General features: G+C 43.3%; 13 protein-coding genes. 1 reads left to right on the forward strand and 12 read right to left on the reverse strand.

All coding sequences use genetic code 11. From position 1 onward, the window contains the following. Positions 1–96: 96 nt before the first annotated feature. The 4 genes from lpdA to ACN6MY_RS17390 form a co-directional block, all read right to left on the reverse strand. Positions 97–1,518: a dihydrolipoyl dehydrogenase gene (gene lpdA / locus ACN6MY_RS17375; protein WP_419881310.1), complete on the reverse strand. Its 1,422-nt coding sequence runs from the start codon at positions 1,516–1,518 to the stop codon at positions 97–99. Positions 1,519–1,592: 74 nt separating this feature from the next. Then, positions 1,593–2,723 (reverse strand): butyrate kinase, encoded by a 1,131-nt coding sequence (gene buk / locus ACN6MY_RS17380; RefSeq protein ID WP_419881311.1) that lies wholly within the window; start codon positions 2,721–2,723, stop codon positions 1,593–1,595. A 210-nt stretch (positions 2,724–2,933) separates the two neighbouring features. Continuing rightward, positions 2,934–4,031, reverse strand: coding sequence for a branched-chain amino acid dehydrogenase (bcd, locus tag ACN6MY_RS17385; protein WP_090989231.1), 1,098 nt, complete (start codon positions 4,029–4,031; stop codon positions 2,934–2,936). Positions 4,032–4,547: 516 nt separating this feature from the next. Continuing rightward, positions 4,548–6,626 (reverse strand): sigma 54-interacting transcriptional regulator, encoded by a 2,079-nt coding sequence (locus tag ACN6MY_RS17390; RefSeq protein ID WP_419881312.1) that lies wholly within the window; start codon positions 6,624–6,626, stop codon positions 4,548–4,550. 168 nt (positions 6,627–6,794) lie between these two features. On the opposite strand from ACN6MY_RS17390, the gene ACN6MY_RS17395 reads away from it, so the two are divergent. Continuing rightward, complete coding sequence (locus ACN6MY_RS17395) at positions 6,795–7,025, forward strand: DUF2627 domain-containing protein (protein ID WP_419881313.1); 231 nt, start codon at positions 6,795–6,797, stop codon at positions 7,023–7,025. A gap of 130 nt (positions 7,026–7,155) precedes the next feature. Here the strand turns inward: ACN6MY_RS17395 and ACN6MY_RS17400 are convergent, their stop codons facing one another. The 8 genes from ACN6MY_RS17400 to dxs all read right to left on the reverse strand — a co-directional run bounded on the left by ACN6MY_RS17400 (position 7,156) and on the right by dxs (position 17,905). Continuing rightward, positions 7,156–7,884 carry a glycerophosphodiester phosphodiesterase gene (locus tag ACN6MY_RS17400; RefSeq protein WP_419881314.1) on the reverse strand — a complete coding sequence of 243 codons (729 nt, stop codon included), beginning with the start codon at positions 7,882–7,884 and terminating at the stop codon, positions 7,156–7,158. A gap of 87 nt (positions 7,885–7,971) precedes the next feature. Next, complete coding sequence (locus ACN6MY_RS17405) at positions 7,972–9,549, reverse strand: DUF342 domain-containing protein (protein WP_419881315.1); 1,578 nt, start codon at positions 9,547–9,549, stop codon at positions 7,972–7,974. A 331-nt stretch (positions 9,550–9,880) separates the two neighbouring features. Further along, positions 9,881–10,591 (reverse strand): sporulation transcription factor Spo0A, encoded by a 711-nt coding sequence (spo0A, locus tag ACN6MY_RS17410; RefSeq protein ID WP_419881316.1) that lies wholly within the window; start codon positions 10,589–10,591, stop codon positions 9,881–9,883. Between the two features lie 565 nt (positions 10,592–11,156). Next, a complete protein-coding gene (spoIVB, locus tag ACN6MY_RS17415; RefSeq protein WP_419881317.1) occupies positions 11,157–12,452 on the reverse strand; it encodes a SpoIVB peptidase in 1,296 nt (431 codons plus the stop codon). 274 nt (positions 12,453–12,726) lie between these two features. Beyond that, positions 12,727–14,442 carry a DNA repair protein RecN gene (recN, locus tag ACN6MY_RS17420; RefSeq protein ID WP_419881318.1) on the reverse strand — a complete coding sequence of 572 codons (1,716 nt, stop codon included), beginning with the start codon at positions 14,440–14,442 and terminating at the stop codon, positions 12,727–12,729. 24 nt (positions 14,443–14,466) lie between these two features. After that, entirely contained in the window at positions 14,467–14,916 is a 450-nt protein-coding gene (gene ahrC, locus ACN6MY_RS17425; protein ID WP_419881319.1) for a transcriptional regulator AhrC/ArgR, read from the reverse strand. Positions 14,917–15,174: 258 nt separating this feature from the next. After that, positions 15,175–16,011: a TlyA family RNA methyltransferase gene (locus ACN6MY_RS17430; protein WP_419881320.1), complete on the reverse strand. Its 837-nt coding sequence runs from the start codon at positions 16,009–16,011 to the stop codon at positions 15,175–15,177. A gap of 4 nt (positions 16,012–16,015) precedes the next feature. Further along, complete coding sequence (gene dxs / locus ACN6MY_RS17435; RefSeq protein WP_419881321.1) at positions 16,016–17,905, reverse strand: 1-deoxy-D-xylulose-5-phosphate synthase; 1,890 nt, start codon at positions 17,903–17,905, stop codon at positions 16,016–16,018. Positions 17,906–18,039 lie beyond the last annotated feature (134 nt).

Consider the following 18,039-nt stretch of genomic DNA (forward strand, 5'->3'; position numbering starts at 1 on the left):
CCAGCTTTCGGGGAATACCCGCTTAGGCTGGACATTATACATTTCCCAGGTATTGCAGATGCGCCAAAGCGCACGTCTATGATGAGAAACAAAACATCAAGCGTGGATGGCCAGGCCTTCCACAGCAAGTGCCGCTTCTCCGATTGCCTCCGATAATGTCGGATGAGGATGGATGGTATGAGCAACTTCCCATGGAGTTGCATCCAGTACTTTGGCAAGCCCTGCTTCAGATATCATATCTGTCACGTGAGGGCCGATCATGTGAACGCCAAGGATGTCATTGGTTTTCTCATCGGCGATGATCTTGACAAATCCGTCAGATTCACCGAATACCAATGCTTTTCCTATCGCTTTAAATGGGAATTTTCCCTTTTTAACTGCAAATCCTTTGGCAATGGCTTCTTCTTCTGTATAACCTACACTTGCAGCCTCCGGGCTTGAATAGATACACTTGGAGACCAGACTGTAATCCATCTGATGCGGATTTTCCCCGGCAATATGCTCAACAGCCGTAATACCTTCATGCGAAGCAACATGAGCAAGCTGCAGACCGCCAATGCAATCTCCAATCGCGTAGATATGGGATTCTTTCGTCTGGAACATCGTGTTAGTTGCTATATAGCCCTTTTCAAGCTGGATATCCGTATTTTCCAGTCCTATTCCTTCCACATTTGCCTGCCTTCCGACAGAGACTAGCATTTTCTCTGCAGTGAACTCCTTCGTTCCGCCGTTCATTTCAGCAGAAATTACCACACTGCCGTCTTTTTTAAGCGTTTCAGGCAGAACTTTAGCTCCAGTGGCAAAGGTTATGCCTTTTTTCTTTAATAGCCGCTGCATTTCTTTTGAAATTTCTTTATCCTCAAGCGGCAGGATTCGATCTGCATATTCAATGACTGTCACTTCCACACCAAAATCATTCAGCATGGATGCCCACTCTATCCCGATGACCCCGCCTCCAACAATAATCATGGATTCCGGCAGGCTTTCAAGCTGAAGGGCTTCCTCAGAAGTAAGCACCAGATTGCCGTCGATTTCAAGTCCGGGAAGTGTCCTTGGCCTTGATCCTGTTGCCACAATCACATTTTTTGGAATAAGCATTTCATTTTCTGTGCCATTGTTCATTTCAACAGAAACCGTGCCGGGAAGCGGAGAGAAAATCGATGGTCCCAGGATTCTGCCTGTTCCCTCAAATACATCGATTTTACCTTGTTTCATTAAATGCTGAACTCCTTTATGAAGCTGCTCAACAATTTTGTTTTTGCGCTCCTGGACCTTAAGGAAATTCAAGCTCACTTCACCCGTCACTACACCGAATTCTTCGCTGTTCTTGGATGTGCTGTATACCTCTGCACTTCTTAGCAGCGCTTTGGATGGGATGCACCCTCTATGAAGGCATGTCCCGCCAAGCTTACCTTTTTCTACAACAGCTGTTTTAAGCCCAAGCTGCGCTGCACGGATAGCGGCTACATAACCGCCCGTCCCTCCGCCAAGTACGACAAGATCATATTCTTCAGCCATATTATAAAGCCTCCTGCATATACTTTGATTTTAGAATCAATGATTTGATCACTGTATTTTTCTGCATTCTGCCTTCATCCGAAGTAAGGCCCCGGGATTTCCTCTGCACTAATGGACGTGCAGTTTGGGTATCTCTTTGCTTCTTCCTCTGATCTTAAAATCCTGAGAGAGCCTTCGGCAAGTGCCTGCATATCATTTTCACCTGGATGGACAAAGACATCTGCTATCCAGCTCACCCTTTGAGAAATGGCTCCTGAAAAGCCCTTTTCATAAGCCAGGCTGCCTGTTAAAACAATGGCGTCGACCTGGCCCGAAAGCACGGCAGCTGCGGCACCGATTTCTTTGGCAACTTGATAGGCCATGGCCTCATAAACAGCTTCTGCCTGTTTGTCGCCGCATTCGGCCATCTTTTCCGCTTTTGAAAGATTGCTGGTGCCAAGGTAGCCCGAAAGCCCGCTTTTCTGTGTTAAAAGCTCCATCATCTCCTTGCAGGAATATCTTCCCGAAAAGCAGAGCCTAATTAAATCTCCGGCCGGAACAGTTCCAGGGCGTTCTGGCGTGAATGGCCCATCGCCGTCCAGGCCATTATTGACATCTATGACTTTCCCTTTTTTATGTACCCCGACGGTAATGCCTCCCTGTCCCATGTGGGCTACAATTAATTGGAGGTCTTCGTACTTCTTTTTCTTTTCTTCTGCCGCTTTTCTTGCAGCCGCTTTTTGATTGAGCGCATGAAATATGCTTTTTCTTTCAATTAAAGGAAATCCTGAAAATCTGGCAGCCGGCTCCATCTCGTCCACTACCACGGGATCCACGATGAATGCAGGGATATTCAATCCGTCTGCAATTTCAAATGCTAAAATGCCTCCCAGATTAGAAACATGCTGACCATTAAATCCCGTTTTCAAGTCCTGCAGCATTTCCTCGTTCACCAAATAGGTACCGCCTTCTATTGCTCTTAAAAGACCACCGCGGCCGCAAACGGCATGAAATTTGGAAAGGTTGATTCCCTCTTCATCAAGTGTTTCTAAAATAGCCTTCTTTCTAAACCCATATTGGGCAGCAATGGCTTCATTTTCCCGAAAGGAGCCGGCATCATGTAAAATGGTCCGGTCCATAACAGATCTTTCGTTTTCAAAAACACCAATTTTTGTAAAAGAGGATCCCGGATTAATTACTAGAATCCGATGTCTTGTTTCAGGCACCTTCCGACCCTCCAGACGCAATATAGATGCAAAATGAACCCATCCGAAAACAAAAATTGTCTCTAAAGTGAGCCCTCCTGTTACGCAAACAGGATTCCGTAAAAAGGCTGACTCATCTTCATGGTCAGCCTTCCAATTCACAGCAGGGTATTTTCCAGGTCCGTACAGCTAAAGCTTTAGCAAGACCTTCAAGCTAAAGAACTCTTTCGGTTATTTACGGCGATTCAGTATGTTTTTTTCGTTTTGAAGGAATTGGCTGCGGGAGTTTCTCATCCGCTCAATTCTTTCTTCCACCATGCGGTCAGCCGCTAAATAAGTAGGGATGGAGTCACGCTTGGCAATTTCAATAACTTTTTCAATGCTCGCATAAACGCCTTCAACTTTTTTAAGGGCTCTCTCGCGGTTATAGCCATATAATTCATCGGCAACATTAATAACACCGCCGGCATTAATTACGTAATCAGGTGCATAAACAATTCCCATCTCATGAATCTGGTCTCCGTGCGCAGTATCCTTCAGCTGATTGTTTGCAGCTCCTGCAATAACCTTAGCTTTAATTTTTGAAATGGTATCATCGTTAATTACTGCTCCAAGTGCACAAGGAGCATAAATGTCACATTCCACTCCGTAAATTTCATCAGGATCTACAGCTTTTGCACCGAATTCATCAACAGCCCTTTTTACAGACTCTGCATTGATATCCGTTACAATCAGCTTGGCGCCTTCTTCGTGCAAGTAGCGCAGCAAGTTGTATGCTACATTTCCTACTCCCTGAACGGCAATGACCTTTCCTTCAAGAGAATCAGTTCCAAATGCTTCTTTAGCAGCAGCCTTCATTCCTCTGTATACTCCATAAGCTGTTACAGGGGACGGGTTGCCTGAAGAGCCGAATGCCGGCGAGATGCCTGTAACAAAATCGGTTTCCTCATGGATCAAATCCATATCGGCTACAGTTGTGCCGACATCCTCTGCAGTGATATAACGGCCATTTAAGCCTTGGATATATCTTCCGAATGCACGGAACATTTCTTCGTTTTTATCTTTGCGCGGATCGCCGATGATGACCGTCTTTCCGCCTCCAAGATTCAATCCTGCTGCTGCATTTTTGTATGTCATCCCTTTCGCAAGGCGAAGGGCATCCTCAATAGCCGCATCCTCTGATGCATATGTCCACATGCGTGTGCCGCCAAGAGCAGGTCCTAGTGTGGTATCATGAATGGCAATGATGGCTTTTAACCCTGATTGTTTATCCTGGCAAAACAAAAGCTGTTCGTAATCGTACTTCTCCAGATATTGAAAAATTTCCATTTAAAAGATCCTCCCCAAAAGATGCAGTTTATTTGATTGGCTGCTTTGCTTTTCCAGGTACGCAAACAGGGAATCCCCCTGTCATGTCCTGATTGAATAAGCAAGAACATATTTGCGCCAGAGAGTGAATATCATGTACGTTAAGCTATACTGAAAACTGTGCAGATTATTGCATAAAAAGCAACTTTTATGCATCCTCTCCCTGCTCCGTCATGATGGAGGGCATAACAAAAGGCTTTTCACTTTCTGCCTGCCCATCAATTGCCTCTTCTGACATTGTGTATATTTGCTTGAGGCGCCCGCTTTCTGCGGACGGCCAGGCTCCGTACCTCCGACATGCGCGGTCCTTCACCTTAGAAGGAGCACCGCAACTTATCGCCATTCTGCAATTAAATAAAGATTACCTCACACTTAACTTATATGCAAGATGCGTGCCAAATCATAAAATCCTTTTTAACAGGCATCGCAGACTTCATTAACATATCATAACCTGAAATTTCTTGCATGTTTTGCAAATTATTGCACGCTAAAATTTTCAAGGTGGTACTTTTCCATTTTATAATACAAATTTCTGATTGATATTCCAAGAGTCTTTGCAGTACTTGTTTTATTGCCTCCGTGTTCCCTCAGCGCTTCCATGAGCGTCTGTTTCTCAAACTGATCCATGACCTCAGACAATGAGGCCTTTTTGGGATTCTGACGCGGTGTTATTCCTTCTTGAATGGATGCGGTTTTATCTTCACTTTCAAGGAAATCCGGAATATGCTTTTCATCAATGACCATTTCATTAAGCTTCATAAAGATAATGGTCCGGCCAAGAACATTTTCAAGCTCCCTAACATTGCCCGGCCAGTCATATTGCTTTAATTTCTTAATGGCATCATCAGTAATCCCTTCAATATTCCTGCCATATTCCTGATTGATTTTCTGGATGAGGCGGCCGCAAAGTTCCCCGATATCTTCCTTCCGGCTTCGCAGCGGCGAAATATGAATGGGCATACGATTAATCCTGAAATATAAATCTTCCCTGAAGCTGCCATTTGCAATGGCCTTCTCTAGATTCAGGTTTGTGGCAGCTATCACTCTCACGTTAATCGGAATAGGCTTCGTGCCGCCGACTCTGACAATTTCATTTTCCTGAAGAACGCGAAGAAGTTTAGCCTGGATATTGGCTGCGAGTTCACCTATTTCATCAAGAAAAATGCTGCCATTGTTCGCTTCTTCAAAAAAGCCTTTTTTCCCGCCTCTTTTTGCGCCTGAAAAGGCACCTTCTTCATAGCCAAAAAGCTCGCTTTCAAGAAGGGACTCTGATATGGCTGCACAATTCACCCGGACAAAGGTATTATATTTCTTATCGCTCGCATTATGGATGGCATGGGCGAAGAGCTCCTTGCCCGTTCCAGATTCTCCCCTTAAAAGAACAGTTGCAGGCGTTCTTGCACAAAGCTTGGCCTGCTGGATCGGCAGCTTCATTTCTTCGGATTCCCCGATGATATCATCAAATGTATACTTAGCTTCCAGTGTGCGGATAATCTGTCTTGCCCTATTTAATTCCTGGGTAAGCTGCTGAATTTCCGAAACATCATGGATAACCCCGACACTGCCCTTCAGCCGCCCATCAACGATAATAGGAGCTACATTTACAATAACCTCTCTGCGTTTCGGGCCTACTCGGATATTGACTCCCCTCACAGGCCTTCTCGTTTCAAGCACCTGCATATGCATACTGTCTCCCTCGTAAATATCTGCAGTCGCAGGCTGTCCGATTACCTGTTCCCTGCTGAGGCCAGTTATGCGTGTGTAAGCAGGATTGATCAGCAGCCCCCTGCCCTCTTCATCCACAACAGAAATAGCGTCATCGCTTGATTGGATGATGGCTTCGAGCATGGTCTGGATTTCTTTTAAATCAGTGATTTGTTCCGCAAGGTTCACAGCTTCTGTAATATCCTTAAATACTGCAAAGGCGCCGATAACGTTATTATCTTCATCCAGCAGCGGCATCCTGGTGGTAATAATTTTCAGGCCGTTGTTCAAGATTTGCTCCTGATTGGCTTCCATGCGATTAGTGTGGATAATCACTGGCAGACGGCTTGTCGGGATGACCTCCAGAATATGCCTGCCAATCACATTATTTCGCGTGGAATCAGTAATCTTTTCGGCACTTCTGTTAAAAAGTGTGATATAGCCTTCTTTATTAATGACGATCATGCCGTCATTGAGTGTATTGAAAATTGAATCGTGCTTGGAGGTTTCCTTTTCCAATTCCTGAATAAGCGCCCTTTTGTCTTCAAAAAGCCTGGCAATAATGGATGCCACTTCACACGGAATAAGGACGCAACGGCCATTGGAAACTTGGTATATTTCATCTGCCAGCTGTTTATTTCCTGCTGCTTCAATGATAATGTCATAAGAATCGGCTTTAACACTTCTCCAGTCAGAAGCAGACGGAATGCCAATCCTGACAGCTTCAACTATGCCAGGAGCCTGCGGGTTGATATCCGCTACACAGACCACCTGAAAAACATCACTTTCTGCGAGGAGCTTCAAAATGGCGGTTCCTTCTTTTCCTCCCCCGATTAACAAAACCTTTTGCAAAGAAAGAGCCTCCTGCCTGTATGCAATTTCTTTCATAGTATCAATTAAAATGCGCAATATTTTTCATAGTATTCCCTTTCATTTTAATCAATGAAAACACGCTTGACAATTTTTTTTTATACTTTATCATTTTGAATGAGAGTTTTTTTAGCAAAGAAGGGATATTTTATGAGACGATTGGTAGCCTTTTTAATCCTTTTTATTCCTGGATTGTTTGCAGTCTATGGAATTGCCATTATGAGAGATATGCTCTTTGGCATCTTAAAGTTCCCGTTTCCTGTTCTTTGGCTTCAATGTTTAACCGGATTTATCCTTATGGTCGCCGGCGTCGGATTCATAGCAGGATTTATCCTGCATCGTGACAGGAAAAATAAAAAAGTCACTGCCCGATTCAAATAGCACAGAAATACCCCATGCGGTTCAGGGGCTAATTAACACCCTTGCAGATTGAATATAAAAAGCCGGACTTATTTTGCAATAAGTCCGGCTTTTTTCACTTCATTTCATGGGGATTTCCCTGATTTTAGCTTCATTGGTAATTTTTTTTGAGCTTTACTGCGATTGCGGGGTAGTCTGTTATAATAGCACTGCAACGTATTTCAAATAGCCTCTTCATTTTATCCTCGCTATTGATTGTATATGGCCTTGTCTTGATTCCTTCTTTTATTGCCGTTTCAATGATAGAATCCGGGGCACAGGCTATAGACGGATGCATCGCTTTTGCCCCAATTGCCCTGGCATAGATCCAGGGCATGAATAGCCCGTCCCGGTATAGCGGCGCTGTTTCAATTTCAGGTGCCAGCCTATGGCAATAAATCAGGCTGTAGTGATTAAATGATGAAAATATTATTCTTTCTTCCATCCGGTAAGCCCTGACCAGCCTGATAACGGCTTCTTCCATGCCAGGATATAAAAATACCCCGTTTTTCAATTCAATATTGCACATCAAATTCGTGCCCTGAAGCCAATCCAGTACTTCCTCCAGCTCCGGCACAGCTGTTTTCCCATATTTCCCGGTGTATTTATGACTTGCATTCAGCCGTTTAATTTCAGCCATGCTGCTGTCTTTTATATATCCTTTTCCACTGGTGGTCCTGTCCAGTTTTTCGTCATGAATAACTGCCACTTTGCCATCTTTTGTCAGCTGAACATCGATTTCTATGCCGTCAGCCCCTGCCCGGTAACCTTCTTCAAAGGAAATCATTGTGTTTTCAGGATGTGTCCCCGCTGATCCTCTATGTGCAAAAATTTGCGTCAAAAAAACATCTCCTTCCATAAAAACAGGCTTACCCTATTTCTATGAATGGAGATGAAAAATATGGTCATAATATAATAATTTCTGCGATTATTCAAAATGCATCGAGTTGTCCTGACAGTAAAAAGTTCCCTTGGTGGTTTGATTAATTCTTTTGCTTAAGCTTTTGATCTGAAGTGTTGTATCGGGAAATGCCCTTTCCCCAATCGTAACTTCACCTTCTCCCTTAGCTTCAAGAATTTCCATTAGGGACCTCCTTTGTTTTTCATACTGAAAAATTTCCGCCATCACTTCATCGTATTCTCTTTGCACTTGTTGCCATCTTGAGTCCTTCCGTCCATCTTCCACAGACTCATCACCCGCCATATCCTCCAGCCGTACTTTCAGGCTTTCCGACCGCACCATTTTCTCTTTATAGCAATGAAGAAGACTGTTCAGCTCTTCTATAAGTTTACTCCGGTCAAAACCGGTTACCTGAATAATCGTTTTCCGTTCCAGGATATTCCCTATCACTGCTGCTTTAATCTTCCCATATGCCTCAGCTCTCCCGCCGATTAATTTCCCTTTTTTCTCATCTGTGATAATGTTATTTGCCTTCAAGTCACTGCCAAGAGAATAATATCCGATATGTATATTGTCGCCAGCTTCCAAAATGCAATCGTTGCTATGCTTCACAAAAATGCTGCCGCAGGCTTTGATCTTAGACCTGCTGCCTCCGAAAATACCGCCTTTGATAAACACATCACCACTTCTTGATACAATTTCATCAATATTATGTACACCCATTTCACTTAAAACAGAAATATCCCTTTCCGCCCTGACTGCAAAGCCAGCCATCACCGTTCCTTTTACCGTCACAGAACCGATGAAGTCAATGTTTCCCGTTTCAGGACCTACATCACCTTCAATGATGAGATGGTTTCCGACTTTGATTTTCCCGCCCTCAAATTCAACGACTCCATCCTTGAGTGCCCTCAGGACGATTTTGTCTCCCTCTTTAAAGGCTCCCACAGTACCTTTATCATACATGCATTTTTTGTTTGCGCCTTTATTAGGATATATGTAGTCACCCAAAATATTTCTTCCAGGCACACCTTCAGTAACCGGAATTTTTTCTCCAAGCCAAGCTCCTGCTTTTACTTCATCAAGAAAACTCATGTCATAGTAATTCGCTTTTCCATCTTCTTTTATCGCAGGTTTCCGTGCGGACCGTTTAAAATATGTGATGACAGCATCTTTGCCATGAATAGGCTCAAGGCCTTGGGCAATCAAGATCTCCTGTTGTGCAAGCAAATCCGTTATTAGTGTCTCGGCTAAAACACCCTCAACGATTCCTTTTTCATGAAGAGCAGCCTTTATTTTGGACGAGTAGTCTCCGTAATTTTCTGACAAATCTTTTTCCGTGCAGTTTAAACGAATGGAGGCAGACATTAAATCCGGCGACACGCTCCATTCTATCTCAGGCTTTAGCTCTCCAATTGCAACTTTCTCCCCTTTTCCTTCAGCAGCTGCATCCCTCAATGCTTTAAATTGACTGATAAGAATCCTCGGATGCTTCGAGAGCAGCGGATTCATATCCAGAAGTGAAAAACCCTTTTTTAAGACCGTTATATAAATCACTTCATTTTCTTCTTCAATCAGCAAATATTCATTTTCTTCGATAAGCATAGGAATATATTCCTTTCCGCGGCAAATGTTTTCGCCCTTTCTTCCTATAATTATAAAAGAAAATATCCCGTTTACCATATATTTCATTAAAGTACTAAGAATATTTTAAAAAATCTGCACTTAATTTCTTATAATCATTGTAAACAGAACGTACGTTGCTATATAATAAAAAAAAGCCTCAACGACTGCGAGGCTCTGCTTCCTGAAAAATATCGGAATTTGATGGATTGCAGAAAAAAAAGGTGATGAAATGAAGCGGGGATAACGTAACAAGCCTGAGATCATCATTTTTCCATCTATGTGTTTACACCAGAACATTACCCTAGCCTTTTCAAGAAGCTTTATGTTCTAGACGAAGCTTATCAGCTACCATGGCAATAAATTCTGAATTTGTCGGTTTTGCTTTAGTCATACTGACTGTATAGCCAAACAGCGAAGAAATCGAGTCAATGTTCCCTCTGCTCCAAGCAACTTCAATCGCATGGCGGATTGCCCGTTCTACACGGCTCGCTGTGGTATTGTATTTTTTGGCAATATCCGGATAAAGCACTTTTGTTATAGAGCCAAGCAATTCAATATCATTATAAACCATGGAAATCGCTTCCCTAAGGTATAAATAACCCTTAATATGTGCCGGCACACCAATTTCATGGATAATGCTAGTAATGCTTGCATCAAGATTTCTAGGCTTGGACTCATTTTGTGAACGGTAGCTGAACGATGGCTTCGCGGTCATCTGCACAGAATTTCCGCTTACCTGGCGGATGTGATTCGCAAGATTTTCCATATCAAACGGCTTCAATATAAAGTAAGATGCTCCGAGATCCACTGCTTTTTTCGTGACATCTTCCTGGCCAAATGCAGTAAGCATAATGACATTCGGCATTGAGCCCCGCTTTATTTCACGCAGCTTTTCCAAAACGGCCAGCCCGTCAAGGTGCGGCATGATAATATCCAGAATCAAAATATCCGGATCCGTCCCTTCGAGCAGAGCAACAAGTTCTCGATTATCATCAACTATGCAAACTTGGATTTTTTTCACCTTTGATTTCCTCCTCAACTACAATTGGTCATTTTTTCTATAATATTAAATCTATTGTAATTGAAATTTTCGACAATGGATACTAATTTCCTTTTATTTTTCTAAAAATTATACCTAATCAATATTTTTCTCGTGATATCTCTTATTTTCGACTATATTTGCCAATACTTATCCCATTTGTCGAATTATCTTTATTTTATCACATTTTTAAAAATCAGGCTTCGGTATTCTTTCTTTTTGAAAGGCTGTCTTCGTAAACATTGTTGCTATAAACAAGGTGTTTGATTTCCTCTCCAGGATGCACGCGTTCCGCGGGACGGGCGGTGAGTCTGCTCAGCTGCGTTGGCGGGGTTCTCACCCGCTAATCCCGCAGTATTGTCGCACCTTACCTTCCAAACAACCCGATTTAACAATGCGATCTCCTCAACGAACCCAATAAAAAAACCTTTAAAAGAAGAGGCTTTTGAAAAAGCTCTTTGTCCGAAGGAAGCTCTCAGGGACCACTTCAGCAATATATACAGCAAAAAAAGGAACTGACATTCAGCTCCTTTCTTGCTTCCAGCAGTCAGCTGGCCTTTGGATAGCTCACTGCTTTATCATAAATATTGATACCTGCTTCATTTAGCATCCATTCGATATGGACTCCATATCCGCTGGTTGGATCATTGACGAACACATGTGTAACGGCACCGATTAGCCTGCCTTTTTGAATGATTGGGCTTCCGCTCATGCCCTGGACAATTCCTCCAGTTTTTTCAAGGAGCTCCTTGTCAGTCACTTTAATAACCATACCCTTTGTTGCCGGAAACTTCTGAGGAATTGTACTCACGATTTCAATATCAAATGCTTCAACTTTGGAACCGTCCACGACCGTCAATATTTGAGCCGGCCCCTCTTTTACTTCATGTGATAAAGTGATCGGAATCGGTTTATCCGCTATTCCATTGCCCATTGGTTCGTTCAGCGTACCGAAAATGCCAAAAGGGCTGTTCCTGACTATATTTCCAATGATTTTCCTGTTTGATGAAAAACGGGCTAATTTTTCTCCCGGGTCTCCATTGCTGCCTTTTTCGATAGACGTAACAGTCGAACGCACGATTTGCCCGTCTTTCACGACAATGGGCTTCTTGGTATCCATATCCGAAATCACATGGCCAAGCGCCCCATATTTTTTTGAATCAGGATGAAAGAAGGTCATGGTGCCTATACCCGCTGCAGAGTCCCTAATATACAGGCCCAGTTTATAAGAACCCTCATTTTTATCCTTTAAGGGATATAGTGCAGTTTTGATGGTTTTCTTTTCGCGGCTGATGACCAGGTTCAGCGGTTTTCCCTTTTCGCCGGCAGCTTGTACATACGGAGTTACATCAGACATTTTCTTGATAACATGGCCATTAATTTCTGTAATGATGTCGCCAATTTGCACCTTAGCCAGTTCCCCGGGCGATTTTTTCCCTTTAACTGTATCTACCAGATGATGGCCGACAACCAGGACACCAAGCGTATTCAGCTTAACTCCAATGGATTGCCCTCCGGGAATGACTTTAAAATCTTTTATTACTTGAACATCTACTTTTTTAATCGGAAATCCTGCAAAATCCAATAAAAGTTCATCATTTCCCGGCCTGTCAGCATTAACATGCAGGGAGTCATTTTCTTTATCAAGGGAAATCCCTTTATCATGAGACGGCACTGCTGCCGTTACAGGCATTGATTTAGGCAAACTATAATGTTCTCCTTCAAAAAGGACAATTTTATTTGGTATCGAAATATACTCTTGAAGCGGCTGGTATAACCCTAATGCTATTAGCGAAACAAGGAGAATTCCACCGATGATTCTGCTGATCCATACAAATTTCAATCTATCCACTCTCCTCGCTTCTGAAACCTTTATGGCTACACCTATAATTTAGCCTTCCCGGCAAGCATTTATAACTTCAGCAAAAAATAAAAGCTATCCGTTTTTGGATAGCTTTTCATGGAATGAAATGTATGAACTCTGTATGGCGGCATGGCCGGCTGCAAACATGTATAATGGGCCTTATTATGGTGAAAATGATTCTATAGACAAGCGCGGAACTCCGAATCGCCAAGACGGATAAGGAAGCCCTAAAAATATCCTGTAAATGGCAGCCTTATTGTGCCGTTTTAAGTTTTTCTGCCTGGTGCAGCAGTTCCTGGGCATGCTGTTTTGTAAGATCTGTAATTTCCACTCCTGAAATCATTCTTCCAATTTCCTTCACTTTGTCTTCCTTGCACAATGGCTGGACAGAGGTATTAGTGCGACCTGCTTTAATATTTTTCGCGATGAATAAGTGCGTATCTGCCATTGCTGCTACTTGCGGAAGATGGGAAATGCAGAGTACCTGGGAGTCCACGGCCACTTTATAGATTTTTTCAGCAATGGCCTGTGCCACTCGGCCGCTGACACCTGTATCCACTTCATCAAAGATGATAGAGGTAATTCCCTGGTGTTTGGAAAAGATGCTCTTTAAGGCAAGCATGATCCTGGACAGTTCACCGCCGGATGCAATTTTAGAAAGCGGCTTTAAAGGTTCTCCGGGATTTGTTGAAATATAAAATTCCATCACATCCATGCCTTTGACTCCAAAATCCTGTTCAGCAGGATCATTCACAGAATGTGCAGTTTTATGAAAGTGCGCTTCAAAGACCGTTTTTTCCATATAAAGCTCTTTTAGCTCCTGCTGAATTTTCTTTGTCAGCTGCCTGGAAAATTTTTGTCTCAGCTCAGAGAGGTTTTTTCCTTCCAGCCATAAATCCGCTTTAATGGACGATATCTGCTTTTCCAATTTGGCAATATGTGTTTCCCGGTTCTGGAGTGTTTCAATTTCCTCTTCGATTTTCGCTGCGTACTCCAATATATCATCTATTGATTTGCCGTATTTCCTCTTCAGCTGGTTAATTTCATTTAACCGGCTTTCGATGAAATCCAGCCGTTCTGTATCATATTCCAGTGAATCAAGGCTATCCCTGATTGCCGATACGGCATCTTCCAAAATAAAAAAGCTGTTTGAAACAGTTTCGGATGTTTCCTTGACACTGTCATCAAGACTTGCTGCCTCTTCAAGGCCATTCATAGCAACTGACAGCCAATCAAGCCCTCTTTGCTCACCGCTCAAAGCCATATAGCTGGTTTGAAGCGCCTCATGGATTTTTTCAAAGTTATTGATTTTTTTCCGTTCCTCAGCCAGCTCTTCATCTTCCTGAAGCCTGAGTGCCGCATTTTGAATTTCTTCAAATTGAAACTGGATTAAATCAAGGCGGTGCACCATCTGCTGTTCGTTTTGGCTCAGGTTTTTCAATTGCTTGACCGCTGCATCATATTTACGGTAAAGATCATTATATTCTGCCAGGGCCGATGAAATTTTTTCGCCTCCAAACTGATCAAGCAATGGCAAGTGCAGGCGCTCATCCATTAATTCCTGATGCTCATGCTGGCCGTGAATATCGATGAGTGTCCTGCCTATTTCCCTTAAGACGGCAATGGTCACCAATTTCCCATTTACGCGGCAGACGCTTTTACCGCTTAATGACATATCACGCCTCAAAACGATCATTCCATCGCTGACATCAATGCCGAATTCCGCAGCCTTCGCATATACAGGATGCTTTTCTTCATCCAGTTCAAACAAACCTTCTATTTCCGCCTTGGTTTCTCCGTGACGAATAAACTCTGCAGATCCCCTGCCTCCAACAAGAAGATGGACTGCATCAATAATAATTGATTTTCCGGCTCCTGTTTCTCCGGTCAAAACGGTCAGGCCCTTTTCAAATGAAATCGACAGAGCCTCTATAATTGCAAAATTCCTTATGGATAATTCAGTTAACAATCCTAGATCACCTCACCTGGTATTTTAGAGCATGTCCAAAAATTTGCTGGAAATCACTTCGGTATCCTCAGGAGTCCTGCATATGATCAAGCACGTATCGTCCCCGCAAATCGTTCCTAAAATTTCTTCCCAGTCCAGATTATCCATCAGAGCACCTATTGCCTGGGCATTCCCCGGCAATGTTTTCATTACCAGCAGATTGCCTGCAGAGTCTATCCTTACAAATGCATCAATCAGCATTCGTCTTAGCTTCTGAAGCGGATTGAACCTCTGGTCTGCAGGAAGGCTGTATTTATATCTTCCATCCATTAGCGGTACCTTTACTAGATGAAGCTCTTTAATATCCCGGGAAACCGTTGCCTGGGTTACATTAAAACCGGCACTCTTCAGTTCATCCACTAGCTCATCCTGTGTATCTATATCATTGTTGGCAATAATTTCTCTAATTTTTATATGTCGCTGACCTTTATTCATCAAAAAGAAGCACCTCACGAGTATTTAGCTTTCCACAAGCGGATAGCTTAGTTCCTAACATGTCAGACAGGCTTTAAAAAACGCTCCCTCAGCCTTTTCTCCCCTGCTGCCCATGTTCATTTATCTCTATTGTAGCCATATAAAATCAATGTTAGCGGATTTACAGTAAATTGTACATTTATTTCTCGTTTTTTGGGCGCCTGACAAAAAAATCCCAAGACGAGTGCACATCGCCTTGGGATTAGTGCCGAAAGTATTTTATTCCCTGTTCGGATTTTTCAGTTCCTTATGGGCTTCCTCAACAATGGCTTCTACACTCTGATCAAGCAGGATTTCTCCCTTTTGTTTAGAGCCTTCCCAGAGCAAATGAAGCAAGAACTCGATATTGCCGTCTCCGCCAGTAATCGGGGAGTACGAAGCGTTTTTGATGTCATAGCCTTGTTCCTGGGCAAAAGTTATGATTTTGCTCAGTACCTCTCTATGGATCTTAGGCTCGCGGACAATACCTTTTTTGCCAACCTGGTCTTTCCCTGCCTCAAACTGCGGTTTCACCAGCGCTACAACATTGCTTCCCGGTACAAGCAGTGTCTTCAGCACCGGCAGTATCAGGGTCAAAGAAATAAAGGAAACATCTATGCTCGCAAAATCCGGCATAGGCCCGTCCAAATCAGCCGGGGTCACGTAACGGAAATTGGTTCTTTCCATTACTTTTACACGCTCATCCTGCCGCAGCTTCCATGCCAGCTGATTATACCCTACATCAAGGGCGTAAGACATTTTTGCTCCATTTTGCAGGGCGCAATCCGTGAATCCTCCGGTTGATGAGCCAATATCAAGGAGCACTTTCCCCTCAGCAGTCAAATCAAAGTTTTTCAGCGCTTTTTCCAGTTTAAGGCCGCCTCTTGAAACATAGGGCATAACCTTTCCCTTTATGGTCAAAACGATATCAGACGGTACTTTTTCGCCTGGTTTGTCCAATCTTACTTCATTTGCATAAACAAGTCCTGCCATAATGGAACGCTTAGCTTTTTCACGCGTTTCCGCAAGCCCCTGTTCCACTAGCAGTACATCCAGTCTTTCTTTCTTTGCCTTCATTTACTCAAGCCCTTTTTTGCTTTTTAGGTGTTATCGATTTTAATTTGGCTACAGTATCTTCTGTGGTCATGCCGATTTCTTCAAGGAGGCGTTCAACACTTCCATGCTCAATGAAATGATCAGGAATTCCCATACGGTCGATAATATTCTGGTATCCGTGATCATGCGCAAATTCAAGCACATAGCTTCCGAAACCGCCTTGCAGAACAGCTTCTTCAATAGTAAGAACAGGAAGCTTTGCACTGAATAATTCATGCAGCATTTTTTCATCCAGCGGCTTGATGAATCTTGCATTCACCACTTTAATGGAATACCCTTGCTTCTGAAGAATCTCAGCGGCTTCAAGAGCCATTGGGATCGTGGTTCCAAAAGTCAGAATAACGGCATCGGTGCCTTCTTTTAACACATCCCATGTTCCAATCGGAATTTGCTTCAGATCTTCATCCATTGGCACTCCCCAGCCATTTCCTCTTGGAAAACGCATGGCGATTGGGCCATCATCATATTTTAACGCTGTATTTACCATATGCTGCCCTTCATTTTCATCTTTAGGCATCATCAAGACCATATTTGGAATATGTCTCATAAAGGCAATATCAAATACGCCCTGATGGGTTTCCCCGTCTGCGCCGACAAGTCCTGCACGGTCAATCCCAATGAATACATTCAGATTTTGGCGGCATATATCATGTACCACCTGATCATATGCACGCTGAAGGAAAGTGGAATAAATTGCCAAAAACGGCTTCATGTTTTGTGTGGCCATGCCAGCAGCAAATGTAGCCGCATGCTGTTCGGCAATTCCCACATCATACATGCGCTCCGGAAACTCGCTTGCAAACCCTTCAAGCTTTGAGCCAACAGGCATAGCAGGGGTAATGGCAACGATTCTTTCATCCTCGCGGGCAAGCCTTCTCACGGTTTCGCTGACAAGGGAGCTCCATGCCGGTGCAGAAGCAGGCGTTTTGACAAATGCGCCTGTTTCTACCTTATAAGGGCCTGTGCCATGCCATGTTCCGATTTTATCGGTTTCAGCGGGCGTGTATCCTTTGCCTTTTTTTGTAATCACATGCAGCAAAACAGGACCCTTGGTTTTTTTGGCATATCTGAAGTTTTCAAACAGTTCCTCATAGTTATGTCCGTCAACAGGGCCTAAATAGGTAAACCCCAGCTCTTCAAAGAAAATGCCGGAAACAAGCAGATATTTAAGGCTATCCTTAATTCTTTCAGCTGTTGCAGCTACTTTCCCCCCGACAGCAGGTATTCTTTTTAGCAGGTATTCAAGCTCATCCTTGACCCAATTATATTTGCCCGCAGTCCTGAGCCTTCCGAGAACGGTATGCAACGCTCCGACATTCGGGGCTATCGACATTTCATTATCATTAAGGATGACAATCATATCTGTTTTTGCTGATCCGATATGATTCAGTGCTTCTAGAGCCATTCCGCCGGTCAGTGCACCGTCGCCTATTACAGGAAGAACATAGTTATTTTCCTTTTTCAAATCACGGGCCGCAGCCATTCCCATTGCTCCTGAAAGGGAAGTGGAGCTGTGTCCTGTTTCCCAGACATCATGCTCGCTTTCCGCCATTTTCGGGAATCCGCATAGACCTTTAAATTTTTTCAGCGTATCGAATTCCCCGGCACGGCCAGTCAGGATTTTATGAACATACGATTGATGGCCGACGTCCCAAAGAATTTTGTCTTTAGGGCTGTTAAATTCCTTATGAAGGGCTATTGTCAGCTCAACCACTCCAAGATTAGGGCCAATATGACCGCCGGTGATGGATAATTTTTCCACTAAAAACTTCCTTACATCTGCACTCAGGGCTTCTAATTCTTCATTATTCATTTTTTTCAAAAATGAAGGGTCTTTTATAGACTGAAGATCCAAATTGGATCACTCACTTTCCTAATTTCCTAGTTGTAAAAGCATAATAGCCGCACAGCCATTTGTTATTGCGACTGGTTGCTTTTGCTAGAAAAAGTCATTTTATTTTTCTTGAGAACAGCCTCCAGGTTAACAGA

The sequence above is a fragment of the Peribacillus sp. B-H-3 genome, from assembly GCF_048572925.1.
GTDB lineage: Bacteria > Bacillota > Bacilli > Bacillales > DSM-1321 > Peribacillus.

Bases quoted from the DNA above. Each gene is read 5' to 3' on its own strand.
- lpdA (WP_419881310.1), bottom strand. From the start codon at position 1,518: ATGGCTGAAGAATATGATCTTGTCGTACTTGGCGGAGGGACGGGCGGT.
- bcd (WP_090989231.1), bottom strand. From the start codon at position 4,031: ATGGAAATTTTTCAATATCTGGAGAAGTACGATTACGAACAGCTTTTG.
- ACN6MY_RS17395 (WP_419881313.1), top strand. From the start codon at position 6,795: ATGAGACGATTGGTAGCCTTTTTAATCCTTTTTATTCCTGGATTGTTT.
- ACN6MY_RS17405 (WP_419881315.1), bottom strand. From the start codon at position 9,549: ATGCTTATCGAAGAAAATGAATATTTGCTGATTGAAGAAGAAAATGAA.
- ahrC (WP_419881319.1), bottom strand. From the start codon at position 14,916: ATGAATAAAGGTCAGCGACATATAAAAATTAGAGAAATTATTGCCAAC.
- ACN6MY_RS17430 (WP_419881320.1), bottom strand. From the start codon at position 16,011: ATGAAGGCAAAGAAAGAAAGACTGGATGTACTGCTAGTGGAACAGGGG.